Annotated in this window: 18 protein-coding genes and 1 tRNA gene; 10 read left to right on the top strand and 9 right to left on the bottom strand. The window is 38.5% G+C overall.

From position 1 onward, the window contains the following. Window positions 1-24: 24 nt before the first annotated feature. The 3 genes from JET18_RS10060 (at window position 25) to JET18_RS10050 (ending at window position 3,050) form a co-directional block, all read left to right on the top strand. A complete protein-coding gene (locus tag JET18_RS10060; protein WP_202090581.1) occupies window positions 25-1,440 on the top strand; it encodes an efflux transporter outer membrane subunit in 1,416 nt (471 codons plus the stop codon). 636 nt (window positions 1,441-2,076) lie between these two features. Continuing rightward, window positions 2,077-2,574: a GNAT family N-acetyltransferase gene (locus JET18_RS10055; RefSeq protein WP_202090580.1), complete on the top strand. Its 498-nt coding sequence runs from the start codon at window positions 2,077-2,079 to the stop codon at window positions 2,572-2,574. After that, window positions 2,571-3,050, top strand: a complete 480-nt coding sequence (locus tag JET18_RS10050) for a MarR family winged helix-turn-helix transcriptional regulator (RefSeq protein WP_202090578.1) — start codon at window positions 2,571-2,573, stop codon at window positions 3,048-3,050. Before JET18_RS10055 ends, JET18_RS10050 begins: the two co-directional genes overlap by 4 nt. A gap of 110 nt (window positions 3,051-3,160) precedes the next feature. Here JET18_RS10050 and JET18_RS10045 read toward each other — a convergent pair. The 9 genes from JET18_RS10045 to JET18_RS10005 form a co-directional block, all read right to left on the bottom strand. Then, window positions 3,161-3,234, bottom strand: a tRNA-Ala gene (locus JET18_RS10045). 141 nt (window positions 3,235-3,375) lie between these two features. Next, a complete protein-coding gene (locus JET18_RS10040; protein ID WP_202090576.1) occupies window positions 3,376-4,164 on the bottom strand; it encodes a PhzF family phenazine biosynthesis protein in 789 nt (262 codons plus the stop codon). 193 nt (window positions 4,165-4,357) lie between these two features. After that, on the bottom strand, window positions 4,358-5,530 hold the full coding sequence (locus JET18_RS10035; protein WP_202090574.1) for a T9SS type A sorting domain-containing protein: 1,173 nt from the start codon (window positions 5,528-5,530) through the stop codon (window positions 4,358-4,360). A gap of 197 nt (window positions 5,531-5,727) precedes the next feature. Further along, window positions 5,728-8,010 (bottom strand): multicopper oxidase family protein, encoded by a 2,283-nt coding sequence (locus JET18_RS10030; protein WP_202090567.1) that lies wholly within the window; start codon window positions 8,008-8,010, stop codon window positions 5,728-5,730. Between the two features lie 26 nt (window positions 8,011-8,036). Then, the gene (locus tag JET18_RS10025) at window positions 8,037-8,489 is read right to left on the bottom strand and encodes a heme-binding domain-containing protein (protein ID WP_202090558.1); all 453 of its coding nucleotides are present in this window, start codon (window positions 8,487-8,489) and stop codon (window positions 8,037-8,039) included. A gap of 1 nt (window position 8,490) precedes the next feature. After that, complete coding sequence (locus tag JET18_RS10020; protein WP_202090556.1) at window positions 8,491-9,141, bottom strand: DUF3347 domain-containing protein; 651 nt, start codon at window positions 9,139-9,141, stop codon at window positions 8,491-8,493. Window positions 9,142-9,211: 70 nt separating this feature from the next. After that, on the bottom strand, window positions 9,212-9,694 hold the full coding sequence (locus JET18_RS10015) for a DUF305 domain-containing protein (RefSeq protein WP_228728512.1): 483 nt from the start codon (window positions 9,692-9,694) through the stop codon (window positions 9,212-9,214). 40 nt (window positions 9,695-9,734) lie between these two features. Further along, on the bottom strand, window positions 9,735-10,616 hold the full coding sequence (locus tag JET18_RS10010; protein WP_202090552.1) for a DUF3347 domain-containing protein: 882 nt from the start codon (window positions 10,614-10,616) through the stop codon (window positions 9,735-9,737). Between the two features lie 121 nt (window positions 10,617-10,737). After that, window positions 10,738-11,094, bottom strand: coding sequence for a hypothetical protein (locus JET18_RS10005; protein WP_202090550.1), 357 nt, complete (start codon window positions 11,092-11,094; stop codon window positions 10,738-10,740). A gap of 451 nt (window positions 11,095-11,545) precedes the next feature. On the opposite strand from JET18_RS10005, the gene JET18_RS10000 reads away from it, so the two are divergent. The 7 genes from JET18_RS10000 (at window position 11,546) to JET18_RS09970 (ending at window position 18,213) form a co-directional block, all read left to right on the top strand. Further along, window positions 11,546-11,971 carry a helix-turn-helix domain-containing protein gene (locus JET18_RS10000; protein ID WP_202090548.1) on the top strand — a complete coding sequence of 142 codons (426 nt, stop codon included), beginning with the start codon at window positions 11,546-11,548 and terminating at the stop codon, window positions 11,969-11,971. Window positions 11,972-11,984: 13 nt separating this feature from the next. After that, window positions 11,985-12,317, top strand: a complete 333-nt coding sequence (locus JET18_RS09995; RefSeq protein ID WP_202090546.1) for a helix-turn-helix domain-containing protein — start codon at window positions 11,985-11,987, stop codon at window positions 12,315-12,317. Window positions 12,318-12,780: 463 nt separating this feature from the next. Then, window positions 12,781-13,926, top strand: coding sequence for a poly(ethylene terephthalate) hydrolase family protein (locus JET18_RS09990; RefSeq protein WP_202090544.1), 1,146 nt, complete (start codon window positions 12,781-12,783; stop codon window positions 13,924-13,926). Window positions 13,927-14,432: 506 nt separating this feature from the next. Continuing rightward, window positions 14,433-15,875 carry a lamin tail domain-containing protein gene (locus JET18_RS09985; protein WP_202090542.1) on the top strand — a complete coding sequence of 481 codons (1,443 nt, stop codon included), beginning with the start codon at window positions 14,433-14,435 and terminating at the stop codon, window positions 15,873-15,875. A gap of 13 nt (window positions 15,876-15,888) precedes the next feature. Beyond that, on the top strand, window positions 15,889-16,410 hold the full coding sequence (locus JET18_RS09980) for a hypothetical protein (RefSeq protein ID WP_202090541.1): 522 nt from the start codon (window positions 15,889-15,891) through the stop codon (window positions 16,408-16,410). A gap of 49 nt (window positions 16,411-16,459) precedes the next feature. Next, complete coding sequence (locus tag JET18_RS09975; protein ID WP_202090539.1) at window positions 16,460-17,035, top strand: hypothetical protein; 576 nt, start codon at window positions 16,460-16,462, stop codon at window positions 17,033-17,035. A 152-nt stretch (window positions 17,036-17,187) separates the two neighbouring features. Continuing rightward, window positions 17,188-18,213, top strand: a complete 1,026-nt coding sequence (locus JET18_RS09970; protein WP_202090537.1) for a rod shape-determining protein — start codon at window positions 17,188-17,190, stop codon at window positions 18,211-18,213. The last annotated feature ends 37 nt before the right edge of the window (window positions 18,214-18,250 follow it).

The following is an 18,250-nucleotide window of genomic DNA, read 5'->3' as shown; positions in this document are numbered from 1 at the left end:
ACATCTAATTTCTAATTTTTTATAATGAAGAGTTTAATAAACATCATAAAAGGAATCACGTTTTCAGCTTTCGTATTGGGAGCCATTGCATCCTGTATGGCCAGAAAAGAATATGAAAGACCGAAAAATGTTGTGGACGAAAAGCTTTTCCGTACCGATATGCTTCCCTCAGACAGTGTAAGCATCGGAACGGTTTCCTGGAAAGAGATTTTTACAGATCCGGTATTGCAGGGACATATTTCAAAGGCTTTAGAAAACAACCTTGATATCAGAATCGCATTGCAGAGCATTGGTTCTGCTGAGGCTTATCTGAAACAGAGCAAAGCTGCCTATCAGCCGACGCTTTCCATAGGACCGAACTATACTTTCCAGACCCAGTCTATCAATACCCAGTTTGGGCAGATCATTGGGGAAAGAAGATATGTCAACCAGTTTGATATTACGGCAAGTATCGGATGGGAGGCCGATCTTTGGGGAAAACTGAAATCTCAGGAAAAGGCACAGCTGGCGACTTATTTAGGAACTGTTGCAGCTCATAAAGCGGTTAAAAGTGACCTGATAGGTTCTATTGCATCAGCATATTATCAGCTTCTTACTTTTGATTCCCAAAAAAGGATCATCAGTGAAACCATCGCGGTAAGAGAAAGAAACCTGGAAACCACAAAAGCATTAAAAGCTTCCGGAAACCTTACGGAAGTAGCCGTACAGCAGAGTGAAGCCCTTGTTTTCAATGCCAAATCCCTGCTGATTGATATTGATACACAGATCCAGCTGCTTGAGAACACCATGAGTCTTCTGATGGGAGAATCTTCTCACTCCATCGAAAGATCTACTCTGGAAAGCCAAAATCTTCCAATTGATCTGAAATTGGGGTATCCTGCCCAACTATTATCCAACCGTCCGGATGTGATGAGAGCGGAGTATAATCTAATGAATGCTTTTGAATTGACCAATGCAGCAAAGGCTCAGTTTTATCCTACTTTAAAATTAACCGGCAGCGGTGGATTGCAATCGGTGGATCTGGATCATCTTTTCAGTGTAAATTCACTGTTCGCGAACGTGGTGGCAGGTCTTGCACAACCGATTTTAAATAAAAGACAGATCAAGACCAACTATGACGTAAGTCTTGCCAATCAGGAAACGGCTTATCTGAATTTTAGAAAAACAGTTTTGACAGCCGGAAAAGAAGTTTCGGATGCAATCAGGGTATTTTCTGTACAGGATTCCTTTATTGAATTGAAGCAGAAAGAACTGGATGCCTACAAAAAATCGGTTGATTATTCTCAGGAACTGGTTAATTATGGTATGGCCAACTACCTTGAAGTATTGAATGCAAGTGTGAATTCACTGAATGCAGAACTGAATATTTCTAATGCAGAATACAATAAAATGAAAGCTGCTGTAGAGCTTTATCAGGCTCTTGGCGGGGGATGGAAATAATTGTTTTCAACCTTTAAACAGTATAAAACGTATGTCATTCCGGCATACGTTTTTTATTTGTATTGAATTTGTAATTCTTTTGTTGGTTTTTCGCAAAGACGCAATTTTTTCCAATCCGAATGTTTTAAGGCGCTAAGATTTTATCTCCGATAAAATTGATTACCACAGTCATTGCGAGGAGCGAAGCGACGAAGCAATCTCATCATCATTACCATTATCTTTGCTGAAAATCTTTGATTTTCTCGCGCCTTAAAAAATATCCGCAATAAAAATTCCTTTGCGCCATTGCGTTTTCCAACAAAAAAGTAGGTTTAATACTCCCACAGATTTTGCAGATTACACAGATTTTTTATATTCCATCCCTTTTGATAGCCGGTCGTTTTCGAAACATTTTAACAATGAAAAACCTTATAGGTTTCCAAGACCTATAAGGTTTGTATAATGAATAAAATCAGAAGGAATCTTCGTTACAGCCCAATCATCTTGGATTAAAGAATCTCCCGCAGATTATTCTGTTCAGGCAGATCTTTAGCTATATCAAATTATTTCATATTGTTAAAATTTATATAAATTAAAATTATTATTTGTATTAATGTAGTTAACTACGTAGTTTTGTATTGTAAAATCAAAAGACCTATGAAAATAAATATTCAACCATTAGATAATACCTATTCAGACCAGCTTATTGATTTGATTTTAAGTATTCAGCAGAAAGAATTTAATATTCCTATAACCATTGAAGACCAGCCGGATCTTAGGCAGATCGATAGTTTTTATCAGGAAGCAGGAGGGAACTTTTGGGGTGCTTTTATAGACGGTGAACTTGTAGGTTCCATTGCTTTGGTTAAATTTGATGAAAGGGCAGGAGCGGTAAGAAAAATGTTTGTGAAAAAGGAATTCAGAGGAAAAGAACTGAATATTGCCCAGAAACTTCTGGAAGTTTTAATCTCTTTCTGCCGGGAAAACGGAATAGATGCTATATATTTAGGAACAGTCTCTGTATTGAAAGCAGCGATGCGTTTTTACGAACGAAATTACTTTGTACAGGTAGAAAAAGAAAATCTTCCTGTGCGCTTTCCATTGATGAGTGCAGATGATGTTTTTTATGCTTTAAAAATAAACCAAGCAGTATGAATATAATAGATGAATCCGGAATTCTGGCCATTTCAACAAGGCTGCAGCGTCTGAGTGAGCAGCTGAGAAAGGATGGTGCCATGATCTATAAATCTTTTGATATTGATTTTGAACCCAAATGGTTTCCGGTCATATTTACGCTCCATCACAAAAGCATGCTGAGCGTTGTAGAAATTGCCAATGAAATAGGGTATACCCATCCATCAACGATAAGCCTGCTGAAAGAACTGGAAAAACAGAAACTTATCCAGTCAAAAAAAGACAAGCAGGATGAGCGGAGAAGACTGATCGTTCTGGCTCCAAAAGGAATTGAGCTGATTGAAAAAATGAAACCCGTTTGGGAACTGATGTCTAAAATATTGGGCGAGATTGCCGATAATAAAAATAATCTGTTAGCCGCCATCAATGAAGCAGAAGAAAAAATTGCCACCCAATCTTTTTATCAGCGGGCGTTACAGCTGAAGAATGAAAATTAAAGTAATTGATTTTTAATTTAATATTCTATCAAAAAAAATCCTGTAATTATAAGCAATTACAGGATTTAAAATTTTCTAAGCGTATTGATAAACTTAAATCTTTCGCTTTGTGGAGAATACGGGGATCGAACCCGTCACCTTTAGACTGCCAGTCTAACGCTCTAGCCAGATGAGCTAATTCCCCTTATTTTTTAAAGCGGTACAAAAGTAAGTATTTAAATGGCATTTACAAATATTTTGTAATTTTTTTTGCTCAGAATATGTTAAACTGTTGAAATTGTGTTACAAAAAAATATCAGCGATATGTGCAATTTTAACGCTTCTGTTATTCAGTCCACAGAAATCCTGCAGAATACATCTTCGCTTTACCCGCAATAATTACCCTTTCATTTTGATCTTTACAGAAAAGCTGGCCCTGTCTTTCGGAAAGCTGTATGGCAAAAAGATCTTTTTTTCCTAATCTCTGTGCCCAGAAAGGGATGAGTGAGCAATGGGCCGAACCGGTCACCGGATCTTCCAGGATACTCGCCTGCGGGGTGAAAAAACGGGATACAAAATCGCTTTTGTCTCCTTTTGCAGTAACGATAACTCCGCCGGGATCCAGGTTGATAAGATCAAAAGTTGCCCGGTTAATCGTTATATTTTTTATCTCCTCCTCCGTATCATAAACAAGAACATAATCTCTTGCTTTGAGAACTTCTCGTGGCTGAATATTAAGCGATTTCGAGATTAAATCAGGAAGCTCTGCCGGTACAGGCATTCTTGAAGGAAAATCAAGATAGTAAAGATCATCCTGAAAAATAACATCCAGCCTGCCGCTTTTGGTCTGGAAAATAATTTTATTACCGGGATATTGCAACGCTGAAATCAGGCAGTGCGCGGTGGCAAGGGTGGCATGGCCGCATAAATCCATCTCAAATTCCGGGGTAAACCAGCGCAGATGTACTTCGTTTCCGGAATCAATAAAAAAAGCGGTTTCAGCCACGGCATTTTCTTTCGCAATTTTTAAAAGAATTTCATCCGGAAGCCAGTTTTTAAGGGGAACAACACATGCCGGATTTCCTTTAAAAAGTTCATCGGTAAAAGCATCAATTTGATATAATTCTAATTTCACAGCCTTTTTATTTAAATGATTTTAATTCATGTAAAGTTAAACGATTTGTGGTTTTAAATTGATATTTTTTAAAAAGTAAATTCTACTAAAAACAAAAAGACTGCCTCAATCTGAGACAGTCTTCCTTGTTAAAAAAACTGAACTGTGAAAGAAATTTTTATAATGAGCACGCTGCTATTTTGCCTGATAAGATCTATTTTATGATAAGCTTTTTATGAAGGGTATTCACACTGTTTTTTATTTTGATAGTTACCAGATAAACACCGCTTTTTAAAGCATGGTCTTTTAAGCTTAATCTGTACTTTTTGTCACGGGATTCCAGCTTTTGGGTTAATACGGTTCTTCCAGCCAGATCATTGATCACTATTTCTACAGCAGAAGAAAGGTCCGGGCTGTTTGAAAGAAAATTGAATTCCACATAGTCCGCAGCGGGATTGGGAGCCATTGAAAAATCGATAGAGGAAGAGGTTTCATCTACAGATAATGTGCTGCTGTTCTGGTTGAAGAATTCCCATATTTTCTGGGTGTAGGAGATATCATTCTGTGCGGTAAGCCATGTATGACCTGCATTATTTACTTTAAACAGTTCTATCACAGAATTATTGCTGTTGCTCACATATTTGTAATGATCCACAGTATAGCCGTCATTGGCTGTATCCGGAAGTTGGGTATGAACAGGAGTGCTTACAGAATGGTTGTTGGTTTTCCAGTAGCTGATCATATCATCTACAGAATTTCCATAAGTATTGTTGGTATAGCCAATGGTGCCGTCGCTGGTCCCGTGAAAATGGGCAATGGAAACCGGTCTTCCCGGTGTTCCAGCTGCCACAGGAAGTATAGCATTTCCAAAGGTTCCGGCCACAGAAGCAAATACTTTTATTTTGTTATTCAGCACAAGAGCCAAACGTTCTGTCATAAATCCGCCCATTGAGAATCCGCAGGCAAAAACCTTATTCGGGTTAATGCTGTAAGTCTGTTTTACTTTATCAATAAGGGCACTGATGAATCCAACATCATCAACGGTAGAATTAGGAGTATAAAAACTGAATCCCGCACCGGAGTTCCATGAAGTGCTGCCGATAATGGGATCGCTGATGGCTTGAGGCGTTACCACTATAATGTTGTTGGTTTCCGCGAGAATGTTGAATCCGATATTTCTGAAATTGGTCATATTGTCTCCAAGTCCGTGTAAGGTGAGCACTAAAGAGGCGGGATTCTGGGGATTATAATTTGACGGAACATAAATGGAATATTCCCGCGCTCCCGAGGCATGCTGAAGCACCGCAGTTTGCCATTGCTGACTAAAGAGATTTCCGGATAATAGAAGAAGTAAAAATAACAGCAGAATTGTAGATTTGTTTTTCATTTTTAATTTTTTTTTAAAGATATTTATTAGGATCCGATGGAGTGTTTGATCAATGTCAAATTATAAAATGAATGTTTTGATATTGATCAAATTCAAATATTATCAGATCTTATCATTAAAATAACCCCAGGCCAAATATTGACCTGGGGTTTATTTATTTTATCCTTGAATCTCTATCGGATTTTCAGGATTTTTTACTAATAATTTAAAGAAATACCGGCACCAAAGCCCATATCACTGTCGTAATGCGTACGGAGATCAACATTTTTATTGATGATATAACGAAGCTCTGCCATATATTCCAAATCCGTATTCACCATAAAACCTCCTCTGATTCTTTTGGAAATTGGAATGTCCTCACGCATAAGCTGAAGCCTTACAATACCGTCATGATACACTTCTGCCTGGAAGTTGACAAGCATCGGAAGGGTGTACATAAATCCTAAACTAACGGCTCTTCTGGTATCTTTTTCATTTTTCTGGCCAAATATATTCTTTTCGTGCTCATCCATTCCCATTTTACGGTAACGCCAGTCGAAACCAATAAATGGCATAAACCATTGCATTTTTCCGATATATCTTCCTAAATGGGTCTCCACTTCGTAACCGTGCATGCTGTTATAGCCTAAACGCCATTCCGAACCTAAAGACCATCTTGAATTCTGCAGCATAGCCTGACCGTCGTTTCCATTGGTTGCAAAATCATTCTGAGCCATAAAATGAGGCATATTGCTCTCCATCTGCAAAGCTTTGTAAGCTTTTTCCTTATCGGGTAATAATGGATTTTTATAATCACCTACGGCAAATACCCTGTTCATGCCCGCCATCATGTGGTAAAGGATATGACAGTGGAAAAACCAATCACCTTCTTCGTTGGCTAAAAATTCAATGGTGTCTGTTTCCATCGGCATTACATCCAATACGTTTTTCAGCGGCGATTTTTCACCTTTACCGTTAATTACCCTGAAATCAAAGCCGTGTAAGTGCATCGGGTGCCGCATCATTGAGTTATTATGAATGGTAATCCTTAATATTTCTCCTTTCTTTACCGGAATTTTATCTGTTTCTGTAAGCACTTTATTGTCCATGCTCCAGACGTAACGGTTCATATTTCCGGTGAGGGTAAATTTCAGCTCTTTTACAGGAGCGTCTTTGGGAAGGGTAGTGTTGTCAGGAGATGCCAGCATTGCATAGTTGAGGGTAACAATATTTCCCAGAGCATTGGCATTGTAGCGGTTGGGATCATTATCCATGTTCATGACGTGTTTGCTGTGATCTTCTTTCTGCTTCTGCATTTTTTTGGAATCGCCTGTGATTTCAGGATACATAACGACATTCATATCCATTTGGTTCAGGCTCATCTTCATTCCCATGTCGTCCAGATCACCATTCATCTTCATCATATCATTCATCATTTTCATTCCTTCGAAATACTTCAGACGGGGCAGCGGTGAGATCAGCTGCTTAATCCCGCTTCCGATATAATAACTGGCAGACTGGGTTCTGTCTTCCGTAGTAGCCAGAAACTCATAGGATCTCCCGTCTTCAGGAATAGTAACCACGATATCATAGGTTTCCGAAACTGAAATAATTAAACGGTCTACCTCCACAGGTTCCACGTCATTGCCATCGTTGGCTACCACCGTTATTTTACCGCCGGCATAGCGAAGCCAGAAATAGGAGGAAGCACCGCCGTTTGAAATCCGTAATCTTACTTTGTCACCGGCTTTCAGGGGCTTTCCGTCAACACTTTTCAGGTCGTTGGCATTGTTTCCGTTGATTAATATTTTATCATAATATACATCACTTACATCCATGGCCAGCATACGTTTCCATTCATTGGCAATTTTGGTTTTAAAATAGCCTTCCCTGATTGCTTCTGCATAAGACTGCGTGGCATTTTTCTTAATCGCGGCCCAGTCGTTGGCATTATGCAGCATCCTGTTGATATTATCCGGATTGAGATTTGTCCATTCGCTTAAGATGATGGGAACAGTCGGCAGATCATCAATGCCTTTTCTGAAGCTTTTGTCGTCATTACGTTTCTTCATGACAAAGTTCCCGTACATCCCGATCTGTTCCTGCAGCCCGGAATGGGAGTGGTACCAGTGGGTTCCATGCTGAATGATGGCGAAGCGGTAGGTGTGGGTGGTGCCCGGTTTTATGGGTTGCTGGGTCAGAAAAGGAACACCATCTTCTTTATTGGGCAGAAATACACCGTGCCAGTGCAGGGATGTGCTTTCTTTCAGCTGATTGTGTACTACGATTTCAGCAGTATCGCCTTCAGTAAAGGTAAGGGTAGGCATCGGGATCTGTCCGTTTACGGCGATGGCTCTTTTTTCCTTGCCGGCATAGCTGACAACGGTGTCTTTTACGTAAAGTTCGTAACGGACCACCTTTTGGGCGAAAATCATATTCGAACACAGCAGGATAGCTATTATCTGCCATAATTTCGAGGGAATTTTTTTGGGTATATTCATTTTGATATTTCTTGTTAAATGAAACTTTATTCCTGCTCTTTCAACCATTGGGTTAAAGTCTTTATTTGCTGATCATTCAGTTTTGCATCTTTATGCATCAGCGTATAGGAAGACATGGGCATTTTTTTGGTTTCAATCTGTTTTTTTATGGAGGTTATTAATCTTTTTTGCTTCCGCCCGGAGTAGGTATCCCATTCACTGAAGTTGAGGTTTTCCTTTCCGTCTTTAATGTGTTTTTCCACTAGGCTTCTGGCGGGCTGTATATAATCATACCATTCATAGTTGGTATTATTGCTGTGACAGTCGTAGCAGGATGTCCGGATGGCTGTTTTCACTTCATCAGGCATTGCCGGATAGTTCTGCGTAAAATCTGTGGTATAAACCTGCCCTTTATCTACATTCGGGGCAGGCTGATAAAATTGTACAGCAATAAAAACCAGCAGCAGCATTACTCCTGTAATTTTCAGTGCTTTTTTCATGCTAATATTCCTTTTTTATGGAACCGCAGGTTAACATTTCTTTTCCGTAATAAGGGTTTTTGATGGTTTTTGACTCACTGATCCAGATAGCCCCTTTACCGTCATTATACATCGGGCAGTAATCCTGATACAACTTTTGAGTGGTCCCGAATAACGCAATAAGATCTGTCACATCTTTGCTCAATGCTGCCATATGCTCTCTCTGGTGATCTATTTTTCCGGCATTGTCACCAATGTGTTCTGCATTTTCTTTGGCATCTTCTGCTATATCCATGTATTCTTTGTGTTTATCCGCCGGAACAGCTTTCATATCTGTATTTTTTAAGGTGGCAAATAATTGTTTACCCGCCTGGGCCGCCGCTTTGTCATTATCGGCAGCAAGTGCATCTTTCAAAGCCAGATACTCCTTAATTACAGGAGAAATGGAGAACGTTTTCACTTCTTCTTTTACAGAAGGTTTTGCTGCAGTTTTATTAACGGTATCCTGAGGTGGATCAGTCACTTTTTGTTCAGAGGGCTGTGTCTGCGTTTCTGATACAGCAGGAGTGTGGTCAGCATGGGACTCTGTATTTTTATTTTGAGATTCTTTACAGGAAGATAATGTGAGTGCAGTTATTGCTGTTATAGCGATTGAGAAAAATATATTTTTCATTACGTGAGTATTTACGATTGTTAAAATTTTGAATTTGAATATCATGACTTGTATCTCATGGTTTTTTTACTTATTTGTTGTTGAATTCCTTCAGCTTTCGCTTCATCAATCCGATTTCCTGAGCCTGGGTTTCCAGGATGTTTTTTTGCAGCTGGATTAATTCAGGATCGGTAAGCTTTGCTTTTTCAGACATCAGAACTGCCGCTGCGTGATGGGGAATCATGCCTTTCACAAATTCTTTATCACCTACAGCAATCTGTTCTCTGATTCCCATCCAGGAAAAAATACCAACGGCAACAGAAACGGCTATTATGATCCCATTCATTTTTCTGTTTTTATACATACCTCCCATGATCAGTAGTTCAATAAGAAGCATCGCGGAAGTCATAAGAAGGGTCATGTACAGGTTATTGATATTCGGGATGAGGTTTTGCAGCCCGTCTATCATGGCAAACATGATAAAATACATAGCAACGAACATTACAACTGCCATTACGGCAAAATGTCTGTACATTACCAATGAATTTCCGGAAGAATTTTCTTCGTTTTTCATTTCATGATTATTTGACATATGATCCATAATCAGGTATTTTTTATTTGTTATCAATAGTTTCTACCGTGCTGCCACAGGTGATCATCTGGGAACCGAAATAGGGATTTCTGATCTCGTTTTCAAGGCTCAGCCAGTTCGCTCCTTTACCATTGTTGTACATCGGACAATGCTGATAATAGATTGAGTTACCCTGCTGAGATACTTTTGCGAGATCGTAGATGTTCCTGGAAAGCAGGGCAAATATTTCTCTCTGTTTCGCAACATCCTTAGCTGAGGCTGTCTTTTCTGCATTAGCGGTCAGATCCTTCATTATTTTCATCCAGACCATATGTTCCTCAGTAGAAAGTTTGGTCATATCAACTGCTTTAATTGCTTTCAGCAGTTCTCCCGCTTTTGCAGATGCGGTGCCGGAATCTGTATTTACCAAAGCATTTTTTACAGAAAAATAACTGTCAAAAACAGGTTTCAGCTGGGAGCTATTCTGAGCAGGAGCCGTTTCCGCCTGAGTCATTTTGCTGTGATCGTGACCGCTGTGGTCTGCAGCCATATTCATAGCAGCATCTTTGCTTTTGGAAGTAGGCTTCAGTTCTCTGCTGTAGTGGCAGCATTCCGGTAATGCAGCGTAAATATCATCTGGAGCTAAGAATTTTTCATTATCGAAACCAGCCAGTGCAATACGTTTTAAAATCTCCTCCTGATTGGTTTTATGGGCATCATACGTTAAGGTTGCTGTTTGGGTATCTTTATTCCAGGTCACTGCAGCTGTTTTCTTAAGGGTGCCGGCTTTTTCTATCATTCCTTTACAGAGATCACAGCTTCCGTAGACCTTGATGGTCTCTGTCTTTGTATTTTTAATCTGGGCATTATTTGTCAATGATATCAACAAAGTGAATGCAACCAATATTTTTGATATTAATTTCATTTTGAATTGTTTTTAAGAGCAAAAGAACGGTCTCTGTTGCTTTGTTTGTAAACTTGAAAGTATTGGAAAACTGAGTGAATTTTCTTAAAAAAACGCACAGTTTAGGCTATACGGGGAAGGATTAACCTATCTTAGGAATGAGCCAGATTGAAAGAAACCCTTTTGAAACAGGGGTTTCGTACGATGAGAAAGAAATAAAATTGAAATCCTCCAACTTTAAGAAATTAAGATCCTGTCTGTTGGCAAGCGTTGGAGTTACATTTGAAGCGGGACATTTACACAAAGGATCTTTACATTTCCCGTCACAGGTTTTTGAACCGCAAAAATGGCAGTGATGTTTGCTTACAGATTTTACGGTACGGCTTTCACACGCTGAAGATTTTTTTGGTGATATTTTCAGATCACAGGCATACATCTGTTTCGGGATCAGTAAAAACCCGAACAGGATAAAAAAGAATATATACTTGTGTTGAAACATTTGGCTGTAAAATTAAGAATTTATTTTGGTCAGAAAAAAATAATAAATGCTTTATGGTTAATAATTGTTTTGAAATCATAAATATCAGAAGATTTTAATACGGAATGATCAATTCTCTTTTCTAAACTTTTTTGGCCAAATTCCGAACAGAAACCTGGTCACTGTAAAAATTAAAAACTGGATTAGGCTCAGCCTTGTGTTTTTCTTTTCTTTTGTAAGGATTTCAAATACTCAGTCAGATTTGTATTATGGAATGTTGTTTTTTAATGTTGATGTCATATAAATACTTACTGATCAAAAATAATTCAGAAAATATTTAAAAACAGCTAAACTTAATGCATTCTCAAGTGATAAGTATACAGACTTTGGCGGCTGATTAACAAAATATTTTGGCTATAATCTTAGTGAAAATTATAGATGATCTGGGGTATTTACATAAAAAATAGTATTCATGAATTTTGAATCAAAGAATATTCATATCGGCTCATTCATTGAGCAGCGGGTTAAAGAGTCCGGAGTAGAAATCAACAGGATTTGTAAATATTTTAATTGGAATGAAGCTGAAATTGAGGAAGTATATGTTTCCAAATCAATAGACTCGGATCTGCTTTTAAAATGGTGTAAACTGCTGGAATATGATTTTTTCAGATTATACAGCCAGCATCTGATCCTGTATTCTCCCTTTCTTAAAAAGACAAAATCAGAAACTCAACTGCCTCAATTCAGAAAAAATATCTATACCAAAGAAATGATAGATTACATCCTCAACCTTATCCAGACCGGAGAAAAAAACAGGAGGCAGATTATAGATGAATACAGGATTCCTAAAACAACACTTTATAAATGGATGATTAAATATAATAATACAACGAATTAAATACCTGTAGCAGATGGAAAAAAATGGGCCGGACTATAAAAAATTATTTACAGATATCATTGTAAAGAAGGGATTGAATCCGGGTAAGAAATGCATGCTGATCCTGAAAAAGAAGAATTTAACTACACTTGATATTCTTTTACTGAATGATCTTGTATTCAATACAAACTGCAGGCAAACTGATATTTTTAACCAAAAGCACAGATCTTACAGTGAAGAAGCCATCCTGAAAATTTTAAATTATCAGAAAACAAACCGCTTAAATAATATCCAGCTGGCCAATCATTTTAAACTGAGTAGAAACACCGTTACTAAATGGAAGAAAATATACAGCAAACCAGATTAGTTGTTCATAGCTAAACAATATCCGTTTTATCATAGGTGAAACTGATTTTTTTATGCTTTTTCCTTAAGTTCCTGATGATTTTAGTTTTTATGTAAGTTGTTAATAATCATAACTATGTGTCTTTATAGAAAAATATTCATTTTTAAAAAACAGGTCTTATTTGAAAATAAATCTAAAACAGGTGATAATTAAATAACATTATTATATCATCATATTTTTATGTATAGAGGTATTATGAATGAAATTTAGATAAAAATAAAAGCATTAAAGCTACAATATAAAAAGATGAAAATTTGAATTCACCGACTGGTTTCCTGAAAAATTAAAAACTGGATTATGGACCCGGATATACTAATATTATTTTTGATGAAAATTATTTAACGGATAAAAACATCATTAAGGAGCTTGTTTTTACCCAATTTTTTAAACACAATTCTTTTATAATAATTATATTTTTTAAACTATGAAAAAAATTACCTTTATTGCAACAGCATCGCTTTTGCTTACCATTTCCTGCCAGAGAGAAGATTCTTTAGGGACAGAAGTTCAGGCACAGTCAAAAACCATGAAGTCTGTGATTGATCCCAATGATGTCAACATGTTTGGTGGAAAGGCAATCCAGAATTTACCGGTAAAACCAGAAGACCTGAGCAAGCCTGAGGCTAAATCAAATATCTTTACGGCAGGAGGTCTGGCTAACGAAGAGTTTGCAAAACCAGGACCATACGAGGTTTCAACCAATGAAGTTCTGGGTGACTGCAACAGTTATGTTGGAGCTGTATTTCCTATTATTCAGGCTTTGGGTATTCTTGATAATACCATAAAATGTAATAATGATTTTCCATATGGTTTTAATACCAATGCTTTTTCATCACATATCTATTATCCTACGAACATCCAGAATATGGGTAAACTTCCTGTTGTGAATTTCGTAGGCGGTTTTACTTCCAATACGGCTAATTACTATCAGATGGCAAGACTTTGGGCCAGCAATGGATATGTTGTTATTATTTCTTCAAATTTTGTGAATGTGCTTCCAACAATGCATTTGCTGGCCTTCAAAGAATTGAGCAATATGAACAAAGACCCGCAGTCTCCATTATATGGAAAAGTAGATTTATCACGTTTACTGATCTCCGGACACTCTGCGGGAGGAGGAGCAACTCTTTTAACAGCAAGCTTGTCTCCTAATACTTTCAAAGCCCTTGATTCTGAAATAAACATAGTGGGAGCAATGTCACTACAGGGAAGCCCGATTGCGATAGGCTCACCGGTAAAAGTTCCAACATTATTTTTAACCGGAGGATTGGATATCATCGTTCCGCCAATTATGCATAAGCTGTGGCAATATCATTCAATTTCCCAGCCGGCATGGACTGCGACTGCAACAACTGCTACACACTTCAGCCCTACGATGGAGGTTTCTAAAAATGAATTTGCAGGAATAACGGTTGCATGGCATAAGTATCTGGCTGAAAATAATGCTGCTGCCAAATCCTATTTCGTAGGGAGCAATTATAAGTTAAAGCAGGATAATCAATTTATTCAGGGAGGTTTGTTGACCCCTTTCAGAGTAAATCGTAATGCAAAAGCAGCAGAACTGCAATAATCAATACGTGTAAAGTTTTTTTGGTCAATAGAAAAGTCTGTCATTAATGATTGGCTTTTCTGTTAAAACTTTGGCAACGATATATCAAAATAGGCTGCGTTAAATAATGGTAGTGATTTTTAGAAGCCAGCTTTTATGAATATTTTTCATAAGTATTCCGATATATTGTTGCCATTGTTAATCTATTAAAAAGGGTGATTAGGTATTACCATTTGAATATCCGGAAGAAACTTATTCTTATCCTTCAGCTTTTCTTAAAGCGGAACTCTCCGGAAAATAATTCTACTATTTTATTGGTGGTGTAATGAGCCTCATGAACACCGCACACGGATCATGAATTTTTGCAGAAAGATGAAATAACGTTAATGTTTCTCCTCTTTCTGGAATTTTTAGCTATTGCCTTAATGGAAATAGGTATAGCCTCATGTATGTCCTGTCTGATCAAAAAAATTACTTAAAAATACAAATAGCTTATTCACAGTAAACAATTTTTAAAAATATATGTGATGAAAAAAAAATTATTAATCTTACTTCTGTTTTCCCTGTTTACTTCTGTTTACGGGCAGTGCGGCCCTCCTTGCCAACTGAATGGAGTAGGCGTACACATCTGGCTGGGAGATGCAGATTCACAGACTCTCGGAGATTTGAGTAATGATGATGAAGATGATGATGATTTTATCGCCTTCAAAAATTATTCCTCTCAACCCGTCAATATTTCCGGCTGGCAGCTATATGTGGACCAAAACGGAGCAGGAGCCCCGGTATTTACATTTCCATCGGGAACGGTTTTACAGCCCGGGCAATATACACTGGTCGTGGCCGACTGGAATCCCGGACCTGCATTACCGCTTTTATGGTTTGATGCCAATTTTGCTTCCGGAGAAGGAATGTTTGAAGAGACAACGCATAACAAAGCCTGGGCTATTCTTAAAAATCCCGCTGCCAATCAATATATAACGATTCATCAGCAGGGAAGTACTTCCCATGGGCAGTCACTTTCTTCAGGAACAAAAATATGTGATACTAATGTTGCCGATTTAATTCCGGATGACTTCGACGGCTGTGAAGCGGTCTATTTTAATCAGAACACCTGTATGATGCATGAAATTACAGATTGTTCCTTACCCATGTTCAATTCAGCTTGCGGGCAGATCAGTAATACCAGTCCGCCGCTCAGCTCATCATCTGTAAACTTTTCCTGCCCTGCAACAGGTTACAATTTAAACGGGCTGCATACGGGAACTGTGCCTTCAGGATCTGTAATCGTATGGTATACAAACAGTACTCATACCGGAAGTGCATACAGTACTCCTGCAGCAGCACAACCGGGAACTTATTATGCATTTTATTATAATTCAGCGGCAAATTGTTACAGTGCAGCAAGTACTGCAGTTACTGTAACAGAAAGTCAGGCAAAGGTACCAGTATTAAATACAACAACGCTCAGAAATACGTGTCCTGCAATGACTGCCAATCTGAATAGCCTGCTTATAGAGACACCTCCGGCTGGAATGACGCTTGTGTGGTTCACGAACAGTACGCACACGGGATCTCCGGTAAGCAACCCTTCTGCCGTAGGGGCGGGCACTTATTATCCTTTTTATTACAGTCTTTCCGGAAATTGTTACAGCCAACCGGGCAGCGTTGTTACCGTTTCTGTTACCGATGACTGTTACTGCACAAAATTACCTGCGGCTGGTCAGCCCGACAGCTATACAATCATAGGGATTACTTCACAAACCAAAAAGTCTGAATGGCCGGATACCGTTCCAAATGGCTTTATCGCGATGGAATCCAAAAGTAAAGGATTTGTAATTACAAGAGTGACCGGTCATACTGCTGTAAAAGACCCGAAAGAAGGAATGCTTATTTATGATATCGCTGCCAGCTGTGTGAAAATCTATAACGGTACTATCTGGAAATGCATCCAAAGACGATGTAATGATTAAAATTTAACTCAAAATGAAAACACAAAAAATAATATATACTGTAGTCTTTAATTTATGGATCTGCCTAGTAAGCGGGCAAATAGGAATTGCTAAAAGCACAGTAAACGGAAACAGTACCATTCTGGATTTTAATGATGTTCCCGGGAACACAAAAGGACTTATTCTTCCTGCTGTAGACAGTGCTCCGGCAGGATTGAACAGCAGCGACAACGGAACTTTTGTTTTTGACCGATCAGATGCAAAAATTAAAATGTTTGAAAATAATGCCTGGAGGAGTTTATCAGATTCAGGACGCAGTTCTTCCATTCTTTCCAATGCCTCACCGGAAACGGGAACCAAAATTATTGTAGGAAGCCCGACAACTAATGCAAGTGGAATTTTTGTTTTAGAATCACCTGATAAAGCCATGATTCTTCCACAGATAGCCAACCCGCATCTTTTTGTCAAAACACCTTATCCCGGCATGATGTGCTACGATACGGTAAGCAAATCTCTTGCTGTATTCGACGGGGCGGTCTGGAGTTACTGGAAATAAAACAAACAACAAGAACCAAATATTTATAACCATCATAAAATTTATTAGTATGAAAAAGACATTCTTGATCATTTTATTGTGCTCATTATCAATTATTGTGGGCGCACAGACTGGCACTCCATGGTCCACGACAGACAGTGGCAACAGGGTACTGCGTGTAACAGGAGGCAGCGAATATCATTTTACGGTCAATTGGCAGGATGAGGTAGTTACTCCTTTACCTCTTAATGAAGGCTATGATCCTCTCAACGCGTATGATCCGGCTACAGGAGAGTTTACTGTTCCGGAAGACGGATTATACAACATCAAATCAAGGGTCCGCTTGCAGGTAGGAACCGGAAAATTCAACGGGGACGGTGGATTATTCAGCACAGGATACAGTATTGATAACAATACAGAACCGGAAGGTAATTCCGGAGCTAATGATATAAGAGTAATAAGAGGAGCTTTTATGAGCGGTTTTCCTAATTATTATGACAGCCAGAGTCATTCTACCATCTGGTTGAAAGCAGGTCAGAAAATAAAGTTAATTTTTTATGCAAGAGGAACGGCGAATATGGCGGCTGACAAAAAAGTAAGTATTATCAGGGATGCATGTTATTTAAGAATTAATAAGATGCTGTGATTCATTGAATTCATTAAAAATATAAATCCAATAGGAAGATTCATTTGTTTTTTCACCAATACTTTAACGTAAGTTTAACTCAGATTCCTGCTTCCGGAACCACCGATTTCATAAGGAATAGCGTACTTTTGCGGTCAATAAAATAATGGGATATGGGATTGTTTGATATGTTTACACGGGAGATAGCGATTGATCTTGGAACTGCTAATACCTTAATCATATATAACAATAAGATTGTGGTGGACCAGCCTTCTATCGTTGCTATAGACAGGATTACAGGAAAACCTATTGCGGTAGGACTGCAGGCCAAACTTATGCAGGGTAAAACCCACGAAAATATCCGGGCCATACGCCCGTTAAAAGATGGTGTAATCGCCGATTTTCACGCTTCTGAACATATGATTAAGGAATTTATTAAACTGATTCCTGATATTGGAGGTAAATTCATGCAGCCGGCCCTTAGAATTGTAATATGTATTCCTTCCGGAATTACAGAAGTAGAAAAAAGGGCGGTTAAAGATTCAGCACTCAAAGTAAATGCAAAAGAAGTAAAACTGATTTACGAACCTATGGCAGCAGCTATCGGTGCCGGTATCGATGTGGAAAGTCCTGAGGGAAACATGATTGTGGATATAGGTGGCGGGACCACTGAAATTGCGGTCATTGCTTTGGGAGGTATCGTTTGTGACCGGTCTCTTAAGATTGCAGGGGATGTTTTCACCAATGATATTGCCTATTTTATCCGGTCCCAGTATAATCTGGATATTGGAGAAAGGACGGCCGAAAGAATAAAAATTGAAGTAGGTTCCGCAATGGAAGAGCTTAATTTTACGTTGGAAGATATTCCCGTACGCGGAAGAGATCTCATTACAGGAAAGCCGAAAGAAATTATGGTAAGCTATAAAGAAGTATTCAAGGCCATTGATAAATCCATCATGAGAATTGAAGATGCCATTATGGAAACGCTTGCTATTACGCCGCCGGAACTGGCCTCAGATATTTATAAAACAGGAATTTTCCTTGCCGGAGGAGGAGCATTGCTTAATGGTCTTGCAGACAGGATTCATCTTAAAACAGGCCTGCCGGTATGTGTGGCAGAAGATCCTTTAAGAGCTGTTGTGCGCGGAACGGGTATTGCCCTTAAAAACATCAATAAATTTAGGTTTCTTATAAAATAGATAACCTTTTTTACAGAATCAAATAAAAATAGCTGCA

It is taken from the genome of Chryseobacterium endalhagicum (genome assembly GCF_016745235.1).
GTDB lineage: Bacteria > Bacteroidota > Bacteroidia > Flavobacteriales > Weeksellaceae > Chryseobacterium > Chryseobacterium endalhagicum.
The sequence above is the reverse complement of the archived record's forward strand: the minus strand, read 5'-3'. Positions and strand labels throughout refer to the sequence as shown.